16 protein-coding genes are annotated in these 17,341 nt (G+C 42.1%); 10 read left to right on the forward strand and 6 right to left on the reverse strand.

Annotated features, from left to right (window positions below; all coding sequences use genetic code 11):
- Positions 1–105: 105 nt before the first annotated feature.
- The 6 genes from CHJ_RS19430 to CHJ_RS19455 all read right to left on the reverse strand — a co-directional run bounded on the left by CHJ_RS19430 (position 106) and on the right by CHJ_RS19455 (position 7,235).
- Positions 106–948 carry a helix-turn-helix domain-containing protein gene (locus CHJ_RS19430; protein WP_317918694.1) on the reverse strand — a complete coding sequence of 281 codons (843 nt, stop codon included), beginning with the start codon at positions 946–948 and terminating at the stop codon, positions 106–108.
- A gap of 105 nt (positions 949–1,053) precedes the next feature.
- Positions 1,054–1,875, reverse strand: a complete 822-nt coding sequence (locus tag CHJ_RS19435) for a GNAT family N-acetyltransferase (protein WP_317918695.1) — start codon at positions 1,873–1,875, stop codon at positions 1,054–1,056.
- A 579-nt stretch (positions 1,876–2,454) separates the two neighbouring features.
- The gene (gene pdxY, locus CHJ_RS19440) at positions 2,455–3,351 is read right to left on the reverse strand and encodes a pyridoxal kinase PdxY (RefSeq protein WP_317918696.1); all 897 of its coding nucleotides are present in this window, start codon (positions 3,349–3,351) and stop codon (positions 2,455–2,457) included.
- A 1-nt stretch (position 3,352) separates the two neighbouring features.
- Positions 3,353–4,546 (reverse strand): aromatic amino acid transport family protein, encoded by a 1,194-nt coding sequence (locus tag CHJ_RS19445; RefSeq protein ID WP_171751694.1) that lies wholly within the window; start codon positions 4,544–4,546, stop codon positions 3,353–3,355.
- A gap of 85 nt (positions 4,547–4,631) precedes the next feature.
- Positions 4,632–6,014, reverse strand: a complete 1,383-nt coding sequence (locus CHJ_RS19450) for a tyrosine phenol-lyase (protein ID WP_171751695.1) — start codon at positions 6,012–6,014, stop codon at positions 4,632–4,634.
- A 1,011-nt stretch (positions 6,015–7,025) separates the two neighbouring features.
- Positions 7,026–7,235: a cold-shock protein gene (locus CHJ_RS19455; protein WP_171751696.1), complete on the reverse strand. Its 210-nt coding sequence runs from the start codon at positions 7,233–7,235 to the stop codon at positions 7,026–7,028.
- 462 nt (positions 7,236–7,697) lie between these two features.
- On the opposite strand from CHJ_RS19455, the gene CHJ_RS19460 reads away from it, so the two are divergent.
- The 10 genes from CHJ_RS19460 to CHJ_RS19505 all read left to right on the forward strand — a co-directional run bounded on the left by CHJ_RS19460 (position 7,698) and on the right by CHJ_RS19505 (position 17,188).
- A complete protein-coding gene (locus CHJ_RS19460; protein ID WP_317919215.1) occupies positions 7,698–7,943 on the forward strand; it encodes a Rho-binding antiterminator in 246 nt (81 codons plus the stop codon).
- 376 nt (positions 7,944–8,319) lie between these two features.
- Positions 8,320–10,062 carry a gamma-glutamyltransferase gene (gene ggt, locus CHJ_RS19465; protein ID WP_317918697.1) on the forward strand — a complete coding sequence of 581 codons (1,743 nt, stop codon included), beginning with the start codon at positions 8,320–8,322 and terminating at the stop codon, positions 10,060–10,062.
- A 196-nt stretch (positions 10,063–10,258) separates the two neighbouring features.
- Positions 10,259–11,806 carry a Fic family protein gene (locus CHJ_RS19470; RefSeq protein WP_317918698.1) on the forward strand — a complete coding sequence of 516 codons (1,548 nt, stop codon included), beginning with the start codon at positions 10,259–10,261 and terminating at the stop codon, positions 11,804–11,806.
- 127 nt (positions 11,807–11,933) lie between these two features.
- The gene (locus CHJ_RS19475) at positions 11,934–12,158 is read left to right on the forward strand and encodes a ParD-like family protein (protein WP_171751699.1); all 225 of its coding nucleotides are present in this window, start codon (positions 11,934–11,936) and stop codon (positions 12,156–12,158) included.
- On the forward strand, positions 12,151–12,933 hold the full coding sequence (gene map / locus CHJ_RS19480) for a type I methionyl aminopeptidase (protein ID WP_317918699.1): 783 nt from the start codon (positions 12,151–12,153) through the stop codon (positions 12,931–12,933). Before CHJ_RS19475 ends, map begins: the two co-directional genes overlap by 8 nt.
- Before the next feature lie 329 nt (positions 12,934–13,262).
- Complete coding sequence (locus CHJ_RS19485) at positions 13,263–13,598, forward strand: helix-turn-helix domain-containing protein (protein WP_317918700.1); 336 nt, start codon at positions 13,263–13,265, stop codon at positions 13,596–13,598.
- On the forward strand, positions 13,591–14,997 hold the full coding sequence (locus tag CHJ_RS19490; protein WP_317918701.1) for a HipA domain-containing protein: 1,407 nt from the start codon (positions 13,591–13,593) through the stop codon (positions 14,995–14,997). The genes CHJ_RS19485 and CHJ_RS19490 overlap by 8 nt, the downstream gene beginning before the upstream one ends.
- Positions 14,998–15,103: 106 nt before the next feature.
- The gene (locus tag CHJ_RS19495) at positions 15,104–15,697 is read left to right on the forward strand and encodes a TetR/AcrR family transcriptional regulator (RefSeq protein WP_317918702.1); all 594 of its coding nucleotides are present in this window, start codon (positions 15,104–15,106) and stop codon (positions 15,695–15,697) included.
- Positions 15,687–15,962 carry a hypothetical protein gene (locus CHJ_RS19500; protein WP_317918703.1) on the forward strand — a complete coding sequence of 92 codons (276 nt, stop codon included), beginning with the start codon at positions 15,687–15,689 and terminating at the stop codon, positions 15,960–15,962. Before CHJ_RS19495 ends, CHJ_RS19500 begins: the two co-directional genes overlap by 11 nt.
- Before the next feature lie 14 nt (positions 15,963–15,976).
- Entirely contained in the window at positions 15,977–17,188 is a 1,212-nt protein-coding gene (locus CHJ_RS19505) for a B12-binding domain-containing radical SAM protein (RefSeq protein WP_317918704.1), read from the forward strand.
- Positions 17,189–17,341: the final 153 nt, after the last annotated feature.

The following is a 17,341-nucleotide window of genomic DNA, read 5'->3' on the forward strand; positions in this document are numbered from 1 at the left end:
TTTTAATTGGCCGCTTCTACAGGCTCTTTGTCTGTAGAAGCGGATTGTTTTTATTCTTAATGGAGAGTGAAAATTTTTTGTTAACGGCCGTGTCGTCTAATCGCTTCAGCTAGAGCTGGAACTCATACCGTAAACGTCTATAGTGAGTCCTCTCTCTTTTTCATAGGTCTTAGGTGTTAACCCTAACTGTTTTTTTAGGTGGCGAATCAGATGAGGTTGGTCACTGAAGCCAAATTCGTACGCGACTGCCACCCAGTCGATATCTTCAGAACCACGTTGGGTGAGATACTCCAGCAGCGCTTCAAGTTTATTCATCGACTGGCACTGTTTTAATGTCAGGCCCGTCACTCGTTGAAAACTTCTCTCTAATGTTCGTTGCGAACAGAAAAGTTGCGCACCTAATTCTGAAATAGTGCTGGTGTCTAACAGTTGAAGCGCTTTTTTAGTGACCTTGCTATATTGATCTTCGCTGGCGTTAGCTATCCACGGAGATAGCAAATTATCCAATTGCTTGCCGCACTGATGAGGGTCATGTCGAGCGAGTTCAATGAGCCTGTTTTCGTCCACATTTAGATGACTAAACTCCTTCGACAGATTGATCTCTTCAACTCCGTCTAGTGTTGTTTCTTTACCGGCAAAGCGCCCCAGTGAATATAACGCACCAATATGAAACTTTATTCCTAAGTGCGCAAAAGGTTTGCAGTGGTCTAATTGAAAGGTTTGTTTGTGTGGGAACAGCCAATGACAACCTATCCCAGTTGCTGAACCCGGCCCTAAATCATAGTGATAGGGTTGATTTGAGGGGGAAATAATCAAATGCGCAGAGGGATCAGGATTGAGTTTTGGGTACTGATAGCTGGTGGCGTTGGCCGTTTTTTCAATTAACCAATAGCAATCAACATACTTGGCAATGTCGGCAGACTTTGATGGCTGTAACCAGTGAATCATATCAGCTTCTTTAGTTTGTTAAGCATTTACCTATTACTATATGTTAGTTTGGAACAATTAGAAACTAAGCCCAAGTCAGGTTAGACAAGGGCTTTGATAACGGTTTTAGTCTCGGTTAAATTCAATTTGAATAATACGATTCTGTGACGTTAGACCTGCGCGTTTGATCGCTTTTTGTGCCCCTAAGTTGCTACTTTCAGTTGAACAGATAGGGGTTAATCCCCGCTCATTGGCAGAGTTCACCAAGCGGTTAAGTACTTGAGTTGCAATACCTTTACCGCGTTGAGATTGAGCGACAATCATGCCTAGATCTGCATATTCAGTCTGATATTCATCAAACAAACGGCACTCACCAGAGGCAAGTAACTCGCCATTACTCCAGTAGCCAAACAGTTCTTTACGGCTGATAAGGTTGGCAAAGTATCCGGATAACCACTCTTCCGGAGCCCCAATATTGGTCGCTGCAAAGGTGACAAAGTCGTCCAGTTGTTGTTGCTCAGCAAGTGTTAGATCGAGCATGGCTTTCTGGGGTTCTGTGCTAAGCGCCTTTTGCTTGTACATCAGTGCATTGACTTTAAATGTTGAGGAGTTATCTAAACAGAGCGACAAGTACTGAGGTTCTGCTGTGCTAACAAACGCACCATTCACACTGCCGATGACCGCACTATTTTGCTCAGCAATCAGGGTAAATAATTCTCGTGGATCTAACTTTGCTTCATCCGTCACAAAGAACTGCAGCATATAGCCATCGCTGTTGATGCAGCAGTATCCGACTAATTTCTCTTGCTCATAAAAACCAAAATGTGCCGACATAGAAGCAAATCCAAAGTGCCACATTCCATCTAATGGTACCGTAGCTTGAGCAAAGTAGAGTTCTTTTAAGTGGCTGATTTCTTGTAAGGTTTCGATTGGCTTAATCTTAAACATCGCTTGTTACCTGATTCATTGATAAATGTAAAAGCGACCACCGTTTGTGAACAAGTACTTCGCTTTGGATGCAACAAGAGTACCCAAATGGCTAGGTGAAAGATTGAATAAAAACGACAGTAATAAACGTTAGAAGACGTTATGGTTAGCCGCCGATGAGTAGAGAATAAATCAGCGGCTAGAGCTTATTCCTTCCTCTGGGAAGATAAGTAGCTGAGAAGAAAGAAAATCGCGGCGGAAGATAGCAGAACAAACCGGTTAATGAAGATAATTAGTTCGTCAGAACCCGTATCTACTGGTAGAGCCAACAACAGGCAGGAGACGCCTGCAGCCAAGAAAGTTAAAGTAAGAATATCTTTTGCAATCATACTCATCATACCTCCGTGCAAACTGGGTATGATGTTAATTTAGCGTATGGATGTGACAACAATATGAACGGATTTAAGATTTTTTTCATTAGAGTTGCCATGAGATTTTCAGTCGAATTTTAGAAGGGAGCCGTCATAAATAACAGGCTCCCTTCGATGATACCGATGCGAGCGGTGCTCTTTTTGCCTCGGTTTGTGGCTCAACTGGTTTTTAGGCAGAATAGTAGTTCCAGCTATGTTTTCCTTTAACACACTCTCCAAGAGGAAAAGATTCGGACGGATCCAGCAAATGATTCTGAGCGGCTATGGTCTGTAACTCCCACTCTTGTGAGAGATAGGTTTCATGTACGATACCGTATACCGCCTCGTTACAGTGCTTAAATGCTTTCACCGCAGACCAACCTTTCATTAGGCCTGCTGTAAACACTGCGGTTATAAGATCTCCAACGCCAACATACGGCTTTTGTGGACTTATTTTGGGTGCATGAGAAATATAGAACTTGTCGTCGTAGGCCAGCATCATAGTAAAATATTTTTTTGAGTCCTCTAACCGGTGTAGGTGTTTTACTAACACAATCCTCGGCCCTTTCGCTAAGGCGGCCTTGCATGCTTTTATGGCATCCGTAACCGAGTAAATTTCCATCTCTACAAATTTGCTCAGTTCATACTGGTTTGGCACGATAACATCAGCCATAGGCATCATCCCATTTACCAGCATCGTTTCGATACCTTTCGCTACCACGCAACCTTTACTTGGGTCGCCCATTACAGGATCGCAAATATACATTGCCGTAGGATTGCGCTCTCTTACTGCGTTGACCAATTCTATTGCTACGTGGCACTGTTTTTCACTGCCTTGGTAACCAGAGATCACGGCGTTACAGTCACGCAGCACATCTATTTTATCTAAACCAACGATGAGATTAGATAAGTGATCAACAGAATGCGCTTCTCCCGTCCAGCCTTCTTCGTATTGCGTATGATTAGAAAACTGAACCGTATTAATGGGCCAAACTTCTAACCCCATTCGTTGTAAAGGAAATACAGCACTGCTGTTCCCTGCATGACCATAAACAACATGACTTTGAATGGAAATAACACCTTTCATATCAAATCACTCCAATGCTAACCAAAAGTTGAGAAACGATAATTAAAACACCTATCGCGACGCTGAGGAGCAGCCCTATCTTTCCTCCTTTAACTCGGTACCAGTTGTGACCATCTGTGTATTGACTGCGCGATTTAATGACCATCGCAACAGGTAAAAAGATGGCAAGAATGACAAGCGCTATGGCGGCGTATCCTAAGGCCATAATAAAGCCCTCAGGATAGAAAAGAGCAAAAGCTAATGGCGGCAGATATGTTAATAAAGCCACGTAGAAGCGATTACCTTGGAAGCGTTTTTTAGTGGTATCAAGTAAGAACTCAAACAGTCCTAAACTGACGCCTAGAAAGGATGTTACTAGCGCAAGATCTGCAAATAGCCCGACAGTTAATGACAAACGGTCGCTATTTAATGTTGCGGATAAAGAGCTAATCAAGTTGCTAAGATTAGAATTGGTGGTGAGTTCTGCTTGGCTAACCACTCCCAATGAACATAAAAGCCAGAACACATAAATTAATAGCGGTACACAAGAGCCAATGTACATGGCTACTTTTAGTTTTTTGGTGTCACCATCTAAATAATTGACAATTGCCGGAATACTGCCGTGAAAGCCAAACGATGTAAATACCACAGGCAATGCCACATAGATTAATCCTATCCCCATAGGGTTACTGGCTAAAAATGTACCGCTAATATTGGGGGCGAGTGAAACAATAACAAATGCCATTGCCAACATCATTAAACCAAACAGTACTCGGTTAACTTTATCCACTAAATGCGTGCCGACGGCGACAATAAGCGCCACGATTATTGCAAAAATAATGGCACCGGCTGTGTGGTTAATATTAATGGAGAATACGTAGGATATTCTGTCGACAAATTGCGAACCGCCACCAGCGATATATGCGGCAGACAAAGAGTAAAATAAAAATAACATGGCGAATCCAGCTAAATATTTTCCGTTTTCGCCTAAAAACTTTTTAGCTAAGGTATGTAATGTAGCATCTTGATTAGCATATTGATGCACTTCTAACATTAATAAAGAAGTGTAAGTCATAAGTGCCCATAATATTAGCATTATAATAGATGCTGTGCTAAAACCTAATCCAGCCGATACTATTGGCAAAGATAGCATTCCCGCACCGATTGATGTTCCTGCAATAATAAGACCACCACCGATTAACTTGGTATTTTTCATAATAGATCTCACGTTACTGAATTAATATTAACTAAAGTTAAATTAGGGATATAAAAAATAGCCCCGTATAAACGGGGCTGTTTTTTTATTTTTGCAGATAATCGAATCGTGCATTGAAGAAGCGCAATTGTTTAGGCTCGTAGACGAACTCTAAACCACGAATATTATGTCTATTTTGGTATAGTTTAATGATGCCATCCGCAACAATATCCATGTGTGCATACGTATATACACGACGAGGAATCGTCAATCGGACCGTTTCAAGTTTTGGAATGTGATTTTTACCTGTTACGACATCACGTCCAGCAGAAACAATACCGCGCTCCATACTCCGCACACCTGTTTCTACATAGATACTTGCCGCCAAGCTTTGCGCGGGGAGTTGATCTTGTTTCAAGTGTGAGCAGAATAGGTGCGCATCCAAGAACACCGCGTGGCCACCTGTAGGTTCAACAATTGGCACACCAGCTGCGCGTAGTTTGTCACCAAGGTAACGAACTTGCTTAATACGGTGCTCAATATACTCATATTGCATCGCTTCACGAAGACCGCGAGCCATAGCTTCCATATCTCGACCAGCTAATCCACCGTATGATGGCATGCCTTCATAAACCACAACCAATTCACGTGCTTCTGAGTAAAGTTCGTCGCTGTTCATACATAAAAAGCCACCAATGTTAACGAGGCAGTCTTTTTTGCCGCTCATGGTACAACCGTCAGCGTAGCTGAACATCTCAAGTACGATCTCTTGGATGCTCTTATCCGCATAGCCTTCTTCTTGTTCTTTAATGTAGAAGGCGTTCTCAACACAGCGTGTCGCATCATAATATACGTCTATGCCATGTCGTTTGGTTAATTCACGAACCGCACGCATATTCGCCATAGATACGGGTTGACCGCCTGCTAAGTTAACCGTTACCGCTAAGCAGATATAAGCAATGTTCTTAGCGCCTTTATCATCAATTAATTTTTGAAGCTTTTTGAGGTCAATATTTCCTTTAAAAGGAATATCTATTGTCGCGTCATGTGCTTCGTCAATAACCACATCAACGAAAGTTGCACCGTTTTTCTCTTGGTGGTAACGAGTGGTAGTAAAGTACATGTTGCCTGCAACATACTGGCCTTGCTTAATGGCCATCATCGAAAGCAGATTCTCCGCGCCTCGACCTTGGTGTGTCGGGATTATATGTTTAAAACCAAATAACTCACGAACGGTAGCTTGTAAGTTGTGGAAGTTATCGCTACCAGCGTAAGCTTCATCACCAAGCATCATGCCTGCCCATTGATTGTCACTCATCGCACTGGTACCACTATCAGTTAGCAAATCAATATAGACATCTTTGGAATTTAAAAGGAAGGTGTTGTATCCCGCCTCTTTCATTTTCTCTAAACGTTCTTCACGTCCGATCATAGATACAGTTTCAACACATTTAATACGGAACGGTTCAGCTGGATATTGGTTTGTCATTTGGAATACTCCATTAGTGATATAGAAGTTATTTACTAGATAAATGGATATTTAAAATTATTGATACCCATTCTCTTTTTCTATTTAAATTCAAATTACTAATTTTGTTAATATCTCCAATGGCTGAAATAAAAGCTGACGTTGTAAACGAAATAAATAGGCGTGAAGATGCCTTGTTATCAAAGTTGATTGATTGAAAAATAACGAATGTTCTATTTTTTAAATGATAAATTTGTAAATAATGACTAAGTTACTCGTGCTGTTTTTTAGGAGGGAATTTTGAACCTCGTCGAATAAATTATTTTTTAAAAGTGATAAGAAAATGATTGTGATTTGCATCTCATATTTTCTTTTTGTGTTATTTAAATCGCATAACTTCATGAAATTTATTGTTTGATTTAAAATAAAATTGATTGCAATGTAAAAAATATTTTACATTCATAAGAAATGTGGAGTTATATATATCTAAATATGTGACGTTATAGTCGTCGAGAAAAGAGATGTTTTAGTGCAGTTTTTCTTTATCTATAAAGTGATAACCTTTTATTTGATTTTTTATTGTTGATAAGTGAATTACAAAATATTACAAATTTAGTATTTCCCTTATAGATAGAACGATTAAATGGATAATGCGCTTCTTTGTGGAAGTGACATCACTATATTCAAGTAACCTCATTATGTTCAATTCTGCGTCAGATAACCTTAAAAGGGGGATGCCATTGCTTCGACTATCTTTCTTGAACTGAAGCGGTTGATACCGTTCAATATCTTGCACCTTGATTCACTTGAGCATATATGACGAGTTGTATTGATCTTATTAAGAGTATTTTTTATGGCTGAGATCGGTATGGCTTGGGTGAATGCAATGAATTTTAGTAGGAGAGTGGTAATCGAATAGTGGATGTTGCTTTGAGTTGTGTTTAGCTTTGAAAGGTAAGGAGAGGGGAGTATGAGAACTATTGAAAAGAATGTGAGTGTTGGCTTTCACCAACACTCAGCACTTTATCTGTATTAGATAGCTTGCACGTTAGCAGCTTGTGGGCCTTTAGGGCCTTCTTCTACAGCGAAAGATACTTTTTGGCCTTCAGCAAGAGTTTTGAAACCTTCTGAAGCGATAGCACGGAAGTGAACGAATACGTCAGGACCGCCGTTGCTTTGAGAAATAAAACCGAAACCTTTAGTTTCGTTGAACCATTTTACTGTACCAGTTGTGTTAGACATAATGTGTCCCTTATAAAAAATTAAAAACATCGCGACGTCGCGAAGCTGCTTTGGCCGAATTATTGCAATGAGACGATGAGACTAGAGGAACACTTAGAACAAAAACAACAACATGGATGAATCTGATTGGCGAACTTTGACTTATTGTTACATTAATAACTCTGAACAACAGAGCGAGACGGATAGTACAGTGTTTTCAGGCAATGTAAAGCACTTAGTGAGATTAGGCTTAACTTAATTTTTTAAGACTCAAACTGCTATATAACCAAGGCGTATGAATCTGCACAATCACCCCTTTCCCTCATTATGGGTTGACTGCCTAATGGTTTAGGTTGGGTGGTGTGCGTTGCTCACCGCTTAACCCAATGTTCGGTAACTCTTTTGAAGTCTAATTTGCAACATAATTGAGTTTGGTCTAGTTTAATTCTCAAGATCTAACTAGGAAGTTCTATGGGAAATTCTATGATTAGTTGTGAGAAATATGATTATATCGAAATTGCGTGTATGCACCGTTACCCGGTGAAGTTGACGATGGAGTCTGGTGTAACGCTGTTTGGTATAGCGCTCGATACAACTCGAAATGAGTCACGACAGGAATGTATGTTGCTCAGTTCAGACGGTAAGGAAATTCTTGCTGTATTGGATGATGTATTGTTGCTTGAGGTTACCGTTAAAAATCCACATTTTGAAAGTGTCAGTTTCAAGTAAGTTCACCTAGATATTTGTCATTTATGTTCAATATGAAGGTAGAGGCGACAATCCCAAATTTAAGTCAAATCACAAGTATCCTTTACCCTTACCACATGTACGATCGAGTACTAACGGGCATCCCAACCGAACCAATGACCAAGTTAATGATGTGAGTGACGAAGCACATTTACTGGCCATTCTGGATACATTGATTAACCCTCTGACATAATTACCACAAGATCACAAAATACGAATTCAAGGCGAATTTTTATTTTTCAAAAGGTTAGAGTAGTTTCCTCAGGCTTTTTTCGCCTGCCCTAAACCTGCGGTAGTAACGGCTTCTCAACAGCCCGTTATCTTGGTTGTCATTCACAGTACAATCACAGGGAATGTTATGATTAAAAAAACAATATTGACGTCTAGTCTGGCCTTAATTTCTCCTTTTTCCATTGCAGCAGATGTTGCAGACAGTGTTGCTCCTGAATTTACCAGTAAAATCAGTCAGAAAAAGAGTGTCATTGCTGATGACTTTATGGTGGCAGCGGCTAATCCCTTTGCCGTTGATGCCGGTTATAAGGTATTGAAAAACGGCGGAACCGCTGCCGATGCGCTGGTAGCAGTGCAAACGGTACTTGGCTTGGTGGAGCCTCAGTCATCAGGGTTGGGAGGCGGTGCATTTCTGGTTTATTACAATGCAGAAAATGGCAAGCTCACTACTTTTGATGGCAGGGAAACGGCTCCTTTAGCGGCTAAGCCAGAACTGTTTCAGGACAGTAACGGTAAACCACTGAAGTTCTATGATGCCGTGGTTGGCGGTCGCTCGGTAGGTACTCCTGGGACGGTGAAACTGATATCTGACATGCATCAGCAGTATGGCAGCAAGCCATGGGCAGAACTGCTGCAACCTGCCATAACATTGGCCGACGGAGGCTTTGCAGTTTCCGAACGTCTCGCTTCCGCCATTGCCCGTGATAAAAAACGCCTTAGTCGTTATCACGATACCCGCTCTTACTTTTTCACCGCGCAGGGACTACCACGCCCAGAAGGCAGTGTGCTGGTGAATAAGCCTTACGCGCAAACCCTGAGAATGTTGGCGGAACAAGGTGAATCGGTTTTCTATTCCGGCCAGATAGCCAAAGACATCGTAGCTAAGGTTACCGGAATCAGTGATAACCCCGGATTTCTGGCAATGGAAGATTTTGCCACTTACAAAGTAAAGGTGAGAGAGGCGGTTTGCGCTGGTTATCATCAGTACGATATCTGCGGTATGGGTCCTCCAAGTTCAGGTGCGCTAACCGTCGGGCAGATACTTGGTATCGCCAGTCACTTTGATCTGAAAGGCATGGGAGCTGACGACCCACAAGCGTGGCAGATCATTGGTGATGCATCCAGACTGGCCTTTGCTGATCGCGGCCGCTATATGGCTGACAGTGATTTTGTGCCAATGCCTCAAGGGCTGCTTGATAAAGTCTATCTGGCTGAACGGGCATCGTTGATCAGTAAAGGCAAAGCATTGACAGAGGTTTCTGCCGGTAATCCGCCGTGGGATAACAAAATAGCGCTGGCCGATGATGACTCCATTGAACTGCCAAGTACCACTCATATTGTGATTGTTGATAAGGCAGGCAATATTATTTCCATGACCAGTACCGTCGAAAATGGTTTTGGCTCAAGGGTGATGAGTAACGGCTTTATCCTCAACAATGAGCTGACGGACTTCTCCTTCTCGTCCCATAAAAATGGTTATCCTGTTGCCAATCGAGTTGAGCCGGGTAAACGTCCGCGTTCTTCAATGGCGCCAACCATTGTAATGGAAAAGGGTAAACCTTATATGGCGGTGGGTTCTCCGGGTGGCTCAAGGATAATCGGTTATGTCGCCCAGACGTTGATTGCGCATTTAGACTGGGGAATGGATATTCAGGACGCCATCAATATGCCGCATCTGGTTAACCGATTTGGTACTTATGACCTTGAGCAGGACAGCGATGCTGTCAGCTTTAAACCAGCACTGGAGAAGATGGGCTTTAAGGTCAATATCCGCGACCTAAACTCCGGCCTGCACGGTGTGGTGTTTAGTGACGGTAAACTGATTGGCGGTGCCGATCCCCGTCGAGAGGGTGTGGTAATGGGGGAGTAAGCTTATAAACATACACTCCCATGTTAGCTTGCATGGGAGTGTATACAGACATCTATAAATGCCTTTGGTCATAAAAATAAGTTTTGTGGGTGCGTAAAAATAAGTAATTAAATCTCGTAAAAGTAAGTTATTGCATCTCGTAAAAGTAAGTAATAAAATCCCATATAAATAAGTAACTGAATGATGAGTAGGCATTATGGCCAAGACAGGAAATCAAAAACTAGCTGAAGCATTAAGACAAGTTTCAACTGTCTCTTCAGGCAATATTGCTAATAGTGCCGATATTGCGCCTAAAGTCCGGACATTGTTAGTTCAGAGTGGCTACCTTAAGCAAATTGTCCGGGGGTGGTATCTGTTTGATGCGGACATGTCTGCCGAGAAAGCCGGTGAGTCTGCACTCTGGTTTGAGTCGATCTGGCACTTTATCGGCTGCTATATGAATGACTCATATGGGGACGATTACTGGCTTAGCCCGGAAGCATCTCTTGACCTTCACACTGCAAACAACGCCATTCCCAAACAGTTAGTTGTATTTACACAAAACGGCAAGCAACGCAATGTATCATTGCCAAACGATATGAGTTTGATGGTTCTCCCAACTAAAACGCTCTCATCCAAAATAGTAGAATATAGTAGCGTGCGAGTCCTGTCTCTCGAATACGCCCTTGCCAGTCTCGCCCCTTCTGTTTATCGCTTAAATCCATTACCGGTGCAAATTGCTATTGGCCAGTCAGATGTAAATGAAGTAGCAGCCGCATTGATTGAATCCACTAATCTTAATTCTGCCAAAAGGTTAGTGGGTGCGTACAAGGAATGCGGCCGCAAAGCAGACTCCAGAAAGCTAAAAACTATGATAGAGGCTGCTGGTTTTGACACAATTCAGTCCGAGAACCCGTTTGATGCCCCACTTATTGATATTGGCAACCATAGTCAGCAAGCACCTGCGGCTATCCGCGTCAGGATGTTATGGGCCAAACTTCGCGACAGTGTAGAAAGTACCTTTAATGAAGTTAAGTTTGGTGACTTCTTCGAAACTCCTTTAAATCAAATCGTTGAGAGTATGGATAAACTCTACGTTTCAGACGCATATCACTCATTATCTATAGAAGGCTATGTCGTTTCTGAAGATCTAATAGAAAAAGTCGCAAAAGGAGAATGGAACGCTGAAACTATAGAGGCTGATAAAAAACATAAGGATGCATTGGCCGCCAGAGGTTACTATGAAGCATTTGAAAAATTAAAAGGGTTAATTGAGGAAGCCCATCAAGATGGTAAAGATAATTTTGATTTGGCCTATCTCCTTGATGTTGGCATTACCGAAGTGTACACCGCGCTATTTTCCCCTTGCGTAACGGCAGGAATAATCAACCCTCAGGATCTCGCTGGCTATCGTAAAGGACCAATCATGATCCGAACCTCTATGCATGTTCCACCGCCAAGCGAAAGTTTGATGGATTGCATGGACGCTCTAAAGCAGCTAATTGTTGAAGAACCAAGTTATGCCGTTAAAGCAGTATTAGGTCATTTTTTCCTAGGGTATATTCATCCTTTCCCTGACGGAAATGGTCGTACGTGTCGGTTTTTAATGAATTTCTGTTTCTTATTAGGAGGCTATCGCTGGACAGTTGTACCAGTAACGGAGCGTGTTAACTACCTGGCTGCTTTGGAATCTGCCTCCATTAATGGGAATTCCCTATCTTTTGCAAAATTCCTTTGCGATTTAATGCCTGATGAAAATGACTGATTTTTATTTTTCCATCCTAACAAGATACTAATTCACTATGGCTGTGTGATTCTCTTTAATAAATCAATGTTGAAGAAATATACATAACGTATACAATACATATACGTTTTATAATATATGTGTACTTATGGGTATCGTAAAAATTTCAGAGAGTCTTCATGAGGAGATTCGAAAAGCTAGTGGTGCCATGCATCGCTCTATCAACTCTCAAGCAGAATTTTGGATCAAGATTGGAATGATGGCAGAGCTGCACCCGAACCTTACATATAACCAGTTAGTTTCAGAGTTAATGTCGTCTGCTTCGGTATCGGCTGAAAATGTTAAAAATAACGAGGCGAAGACGAATGACTAGCCCAGTATCCATCAAAAGCGGTGAAGAAATTGAGCTAATGAGAGAATCTGGAAGATTGCTGGCAAAGGTGTTTACCGCTTTGGACTCTTACATTAAGCCCGGTCTATCGACGATGGATATCAACGACTTCGTTGAAAAATACATCGTTGATGAACTCAACGCCCGACCAGCAAGCAAAGGTCAATATGACTATGAGTTTGTCTTAAACTCATCAATTAACGAGGTTGTATGCCACGGTGTACCGAAAAGAACCCAATTTCTAAAAGCTAAAGATATCGTTAACTTAGATATAACACTGGAGAAGAACGGGTTTATTACTGACTCAAGTAAGACGTATGTAATGCCTGACGCACCTCCTACCGCAAAGCGGCTTGTAAAAGTAACATACGAAGCCATGTGGGAAGGCATTAAGCAAGTAAAGCCAGGAGCTAGGCTTGGTGATATTGGCTATGCAATTCAACGTTATGCCGAATCACATGGATACAGTATTGTAAGAGAATACTGCGGGCATGGTATTGGTCGTGAGATGCATGAAGAACCTCAAGTTCTTCATTATGGTAAACAAAATTCAGGCCTTACCTTAAAAGAGGGCATGACATTTACCATAGAACCAATGGTCAACCAAGGCTCTGCAAAAGTGAAAACCAAAAAAGACGGTTGGACTGTTATAACCAGAGACAAGAAGCTGTCAGCTCAATCTGAGCATACCGTTTTGGTGACAAGTTCCGGTTATGAAGTTCTAACTCTTCGTGATGAAGAAACTCAACAGATGTGAAAGGACAGCTCTATTAACTGAGAAAACCAACATCCGTCAGTAAATTTAAACTCCGGTATACACTCCCACGTAAAACATGGGAGCGATCGATTCCTAATTCAAACAGTTTTGTCCTGCCTGAGCCTTTCGCCAGAAAGGCGAGTTATAAAACGGTTGTGCGAAAGCCAAAGCAACAGAGAAAACAACGCCTATTGAATTAGCAAACCAATCATAAGTGACTTAAATTACACTTATAGGTAATTTCTATACCACCTTCCCAAAAGTGAGTTATAGTGAACTTATATTTTAAGACGAACCTAATAGTAATAAAAGTACATTAAAAGGCACTTATGAAAAAAGGTAAGATGGTAAAAGCGCAACCTATGCCTGATTTGAATACTGAGTTCAGTATGGAAACGCTGGGGAGCGCCATTCGCTCAAAGCGCACCAATAGAGGCTGGCGTATTGATGATCTCGCTTCAAAAGCTAATTTATCTCGTAGGACAGTCATGAAGATAGAAAAAGGTGATACCAGTGTCACCTTTGCCAATGTACTCGTCCTCATGGATATCTTAGGGCTGTCGTTACGACTTATCGACTTGAACCTATTTGTTCGTCCACATAGCCCAGTAACCTCCCAAGATGAAAACAGCGTGATAAGTAATGAGGACGGTTGGTATGAGTAAGTTACAACAATTAGACGTGTTTATCGGTACGAATATCAAAATTGGTCGTTTGATTCTTCCTGTCGGAACAGAAACAGAGTTCTCATTCATCTATGAAGATGAATGGAAACACACTGGTTTCCCTATTTCGCCACATATCCCTTTCGATGATCAGGCTTCACCTCGTAGTATCGAGAACTATCTCAGAAATCTCCTTCCTGAAGGAGAAGCCTTTGAGGAGATGATACAAAATACGACTATCTCCAAAAGTAATACGTTCGGGTTGATTCGTAAGCTTGGTGCGGAAACATCAGGCGCATTATCTTTTCGGGTTCCAGACTCAGAACCTCAGGAAACCAGTTTTAGACCTGTACCTGATGTTGAACTAATAGAACGACTGGAGCGAAATCTGGCGCCATTAGTTTATTGGGACGGCAAGGTTCGCCTTTCGGTTGCCGGAGTTCAAAACAAATTAAACTTACTTAAGCGCGGTGATGAATGGGGATTTGGTGAAGGCAAATTAAGTTCGAACTACATTCTGAAGTTTGAAAGCGGTAAAGCACCGTGTATTGCTGTTAATGAGTTCTTTTGTATGACATTAGCCAAGCTAGCAGGTTTGGATGTCGCTAATGTTGAGTTAACTCGCACTGGAAAGACCAGGACACTGATAATAGAGCGGTTCGATCGTGCCTATATCGAAGCTCGTGATGTCGTTCAACGAAAACATGTGATTGATGCCTGTCAGGCGACTGACTTACCTCCGGGTTACAAATACGAGCGTCAGAATGGAGATGAAGGCGATGGCGTATATATGCGCGATGGCGTTTCTTTCCCCCGCCTACTCAAGATCAAGACCATAGACACGGTAACCACTAACCTAAAGCTTACCCAATGGATGCTCTTTAATCTGGCTACTCTAAACTACGATGCACATGGTAAAAATATTAGCTTTTTCGTGATCCCTAATGGCCTTGAACTGGCTCCTTTTTATGATTTAGTAAACATAGAAGCGATCGCTCAAGAGGGAGTACAACGCAATTCACGAAGCGGTAAACTATCTGCTCATGAGGGTCGTGCCGCCAGTATCCCTCGATATTTTGCAATGTCGATTGGCGATTGGGAAAACGAAGACTTTCAAAATCCACCGAAAGGTAACTTCCAATGCCCTATCACCAGCTATGATTTAGCTGAGTTCGGCGCTCTGCTCGGCTATTCAGGCACCAAAATGGCGTCCATAATGGTAGAAACCGTTGGTGCCATAAAGATTGCCCTGAAGGAAACGATTGGACTTACCGAAGCTCAAGGAATCGATGAAGGAGAGCGCGAACACATAGAACTATGTGTATCACTCATCCAAACAGAATGTGAATACTTGCTAGCACAAGCCGACAGTGTGCCAGAAATGAGCGAACTGCTTTAATGGTAAATGCAGGGGCGTAAGTAATAAATAATCAACTTTGATTATTTACAATCTGAACGTCTTACTATAAATTGTCAATGTTGATTATTTATGGTGTAAGACCACAATGCCACGTCCTAGCCTTAAAGCTGAAAGAACAGAAGCGATTCTGGATGCTGTCGAGAGAGTTGTTATCCGTGACGGTATCAGCGGAACGACACTAGAAAAAATTGCAGAGGAAGCAGGAATGCGTCGTACCCTGCTGCGACACAATATTGGAAACAGAGAGCAGTTGATCGAAGCCTTTCTGGATCGCTTCTTTGCTAAATCCGAAGAACAAACACAGCAAATGCTGGATTATCTTCCGAAAGAAAATCGGGTTACTGCTCTTCTCAACTTTTTGTTTGATGCCGAGTATGCCGATAACCAACTGGCATTAGCAGCATTTGCGATTACCTCCGCAGCAACCAGTGACACCAACATTCAACACCGAATGCGAATCTGGAACAGCAACTTTATAAAAACCATTTCCGACGAGCTTCGCCTATCCTTTAAAGACGCATCAGAAAAAGCATGCTACGAGGTGGCGACTGGGCTCACTGGTATTTATTTCAATTCTGAATCCTTGGTGCCACTTGGAGACATGTCTGAAATTCACGCTGCATCAAAATGTGCCGCTAAGCGATTAGTTTTTACTCTGGAGAAAGACTATGAACAGTAAATATATTCCTAAACGCTGGAAGACCATATTAGCTCTTATATTGGCTGCGTTTGCCTTAAAATTTAATCTGTTGTTTGTCTGGGGGATGTTTTGCTTGTTCTGGGGAGTGGAAAACATCCGCGCAAAAGAAGCTTACTTTGTTGAAAGGATAACCAGAAGGGATGACCCTGTTCTGTACTGGATAATCATCGCAGTCTGGTTAGTGATGGGAGTCTTTTACTTCTATTTAGATGACACTATTTTCAACCTGATGAACCGTGCCTGAAGGAGATAACAACGATGAAAATTTACCTAATTAAAGCCTCGTCCGGCAGTGATTACTCAAAATACAAAGCAGAAACAGGCGGGCCTCCTCAGAACATATTTGCAGCCGCGGCGGCAACACCGAAGCACTATCAGCTTGATATGACCGATGAAACCATTGGAATGACTACCGATTTCGATTCGGATGCAGACTTAGTCGTCATCTTCATGTCTACCCCTGATGCTTATCGTGCTTACGAGATCTCAACCGCTTTCTATGAAAAGGGTAAAACCGTCGTTCTCGGAGGGCTTCACACTCAGTTCAATCAGGATGAAGCGAAAGAGTACGCACACAGCCTGATCATTGGTGAAGTCGAAAATTACTGGCAACAGATGCTAAGCGATTTTGAGCAAGGTCTTCTTAAAGAAAAATACCAGAGCACAGAGCCTGTAGACCTTAGTAAACTAAACCCTTACCCGACCAATATTATTTCCCCTTCAGAGTATGGTTATACATGGTCAGTTGTCGTCACAAGGGGATGCCCGTACAAGTGTAACTTCTGTCTGGTGCACAAATTTTTCAATAAATTTCAATTACGGCCTATTGAGAATATCGTAGCCGAGCTTGAACATATAAAGCAGGAAGGCGTTGAATGGGTTGAGCTCCATTCGGACAACCTGACTCATAACAGAGAGTATGCATTGCAGCTTTTTGAGGCTATTGCTCCTTTAGACATGAAGTTTTATGGTGAGACAACGGTACTTATCGCCAGAGATGAAGAGCTGTTAAAGGCAGCCAAAAAAGCTGGTTTTCAGGCGGTATTACTCGGGATAGAAACTCCTTCAGAAGAGGCGCTTAAATCCCAGAAAAAAGGATTCGTAAAGCCTGCCAAGATGAAAGAATATATAGCGAAGATCAGAGAGCACGGTATAGAAGTCTGGGGCGACTTCCTGTTTGGGTTTGATGAGCATACACCAGAGATATTTAAGCAGACTCAGCAGTTTATCGACGATATTAAGGTAGACAAAGTCATCCCTCACTACATGATCCCATTTCCGGGCTCTGAGGTGTTTACCAAACTGGATAACGATGGCCGGATCCTGACAAAAGACTGGTCAGAATATGATGGCAGCCATGCCGTCTATCAGCCAAAAAATATGACAACAACTGAACTGGAAGAAGGAATCTACTGGATCTGGAAAAAGAACACCGGCTTTATGAATAAGTTTAAAAGCTGGTTTGGGTAACCAAGTAGTAAAACCTGAAAGAAACCTGAAAGGACAGTCATCATTAGCTCCCATATCAGTTAGCATATATGCCGTTGCTAACTAAGTTTTGTCGTATTTGAGCCTTTCTTCAGAAAAGCGAATTAGAGTGGCAAATGCTTAATATGTCTGTCC

The organism is Vibrio sp. MACH09, assembly GCF_033238805.1.
GTDB lineage: Bacteria > Pseudomonadota > Gammaproteobacteria > Enterobacterales > Vibrionaceae > Vibrio.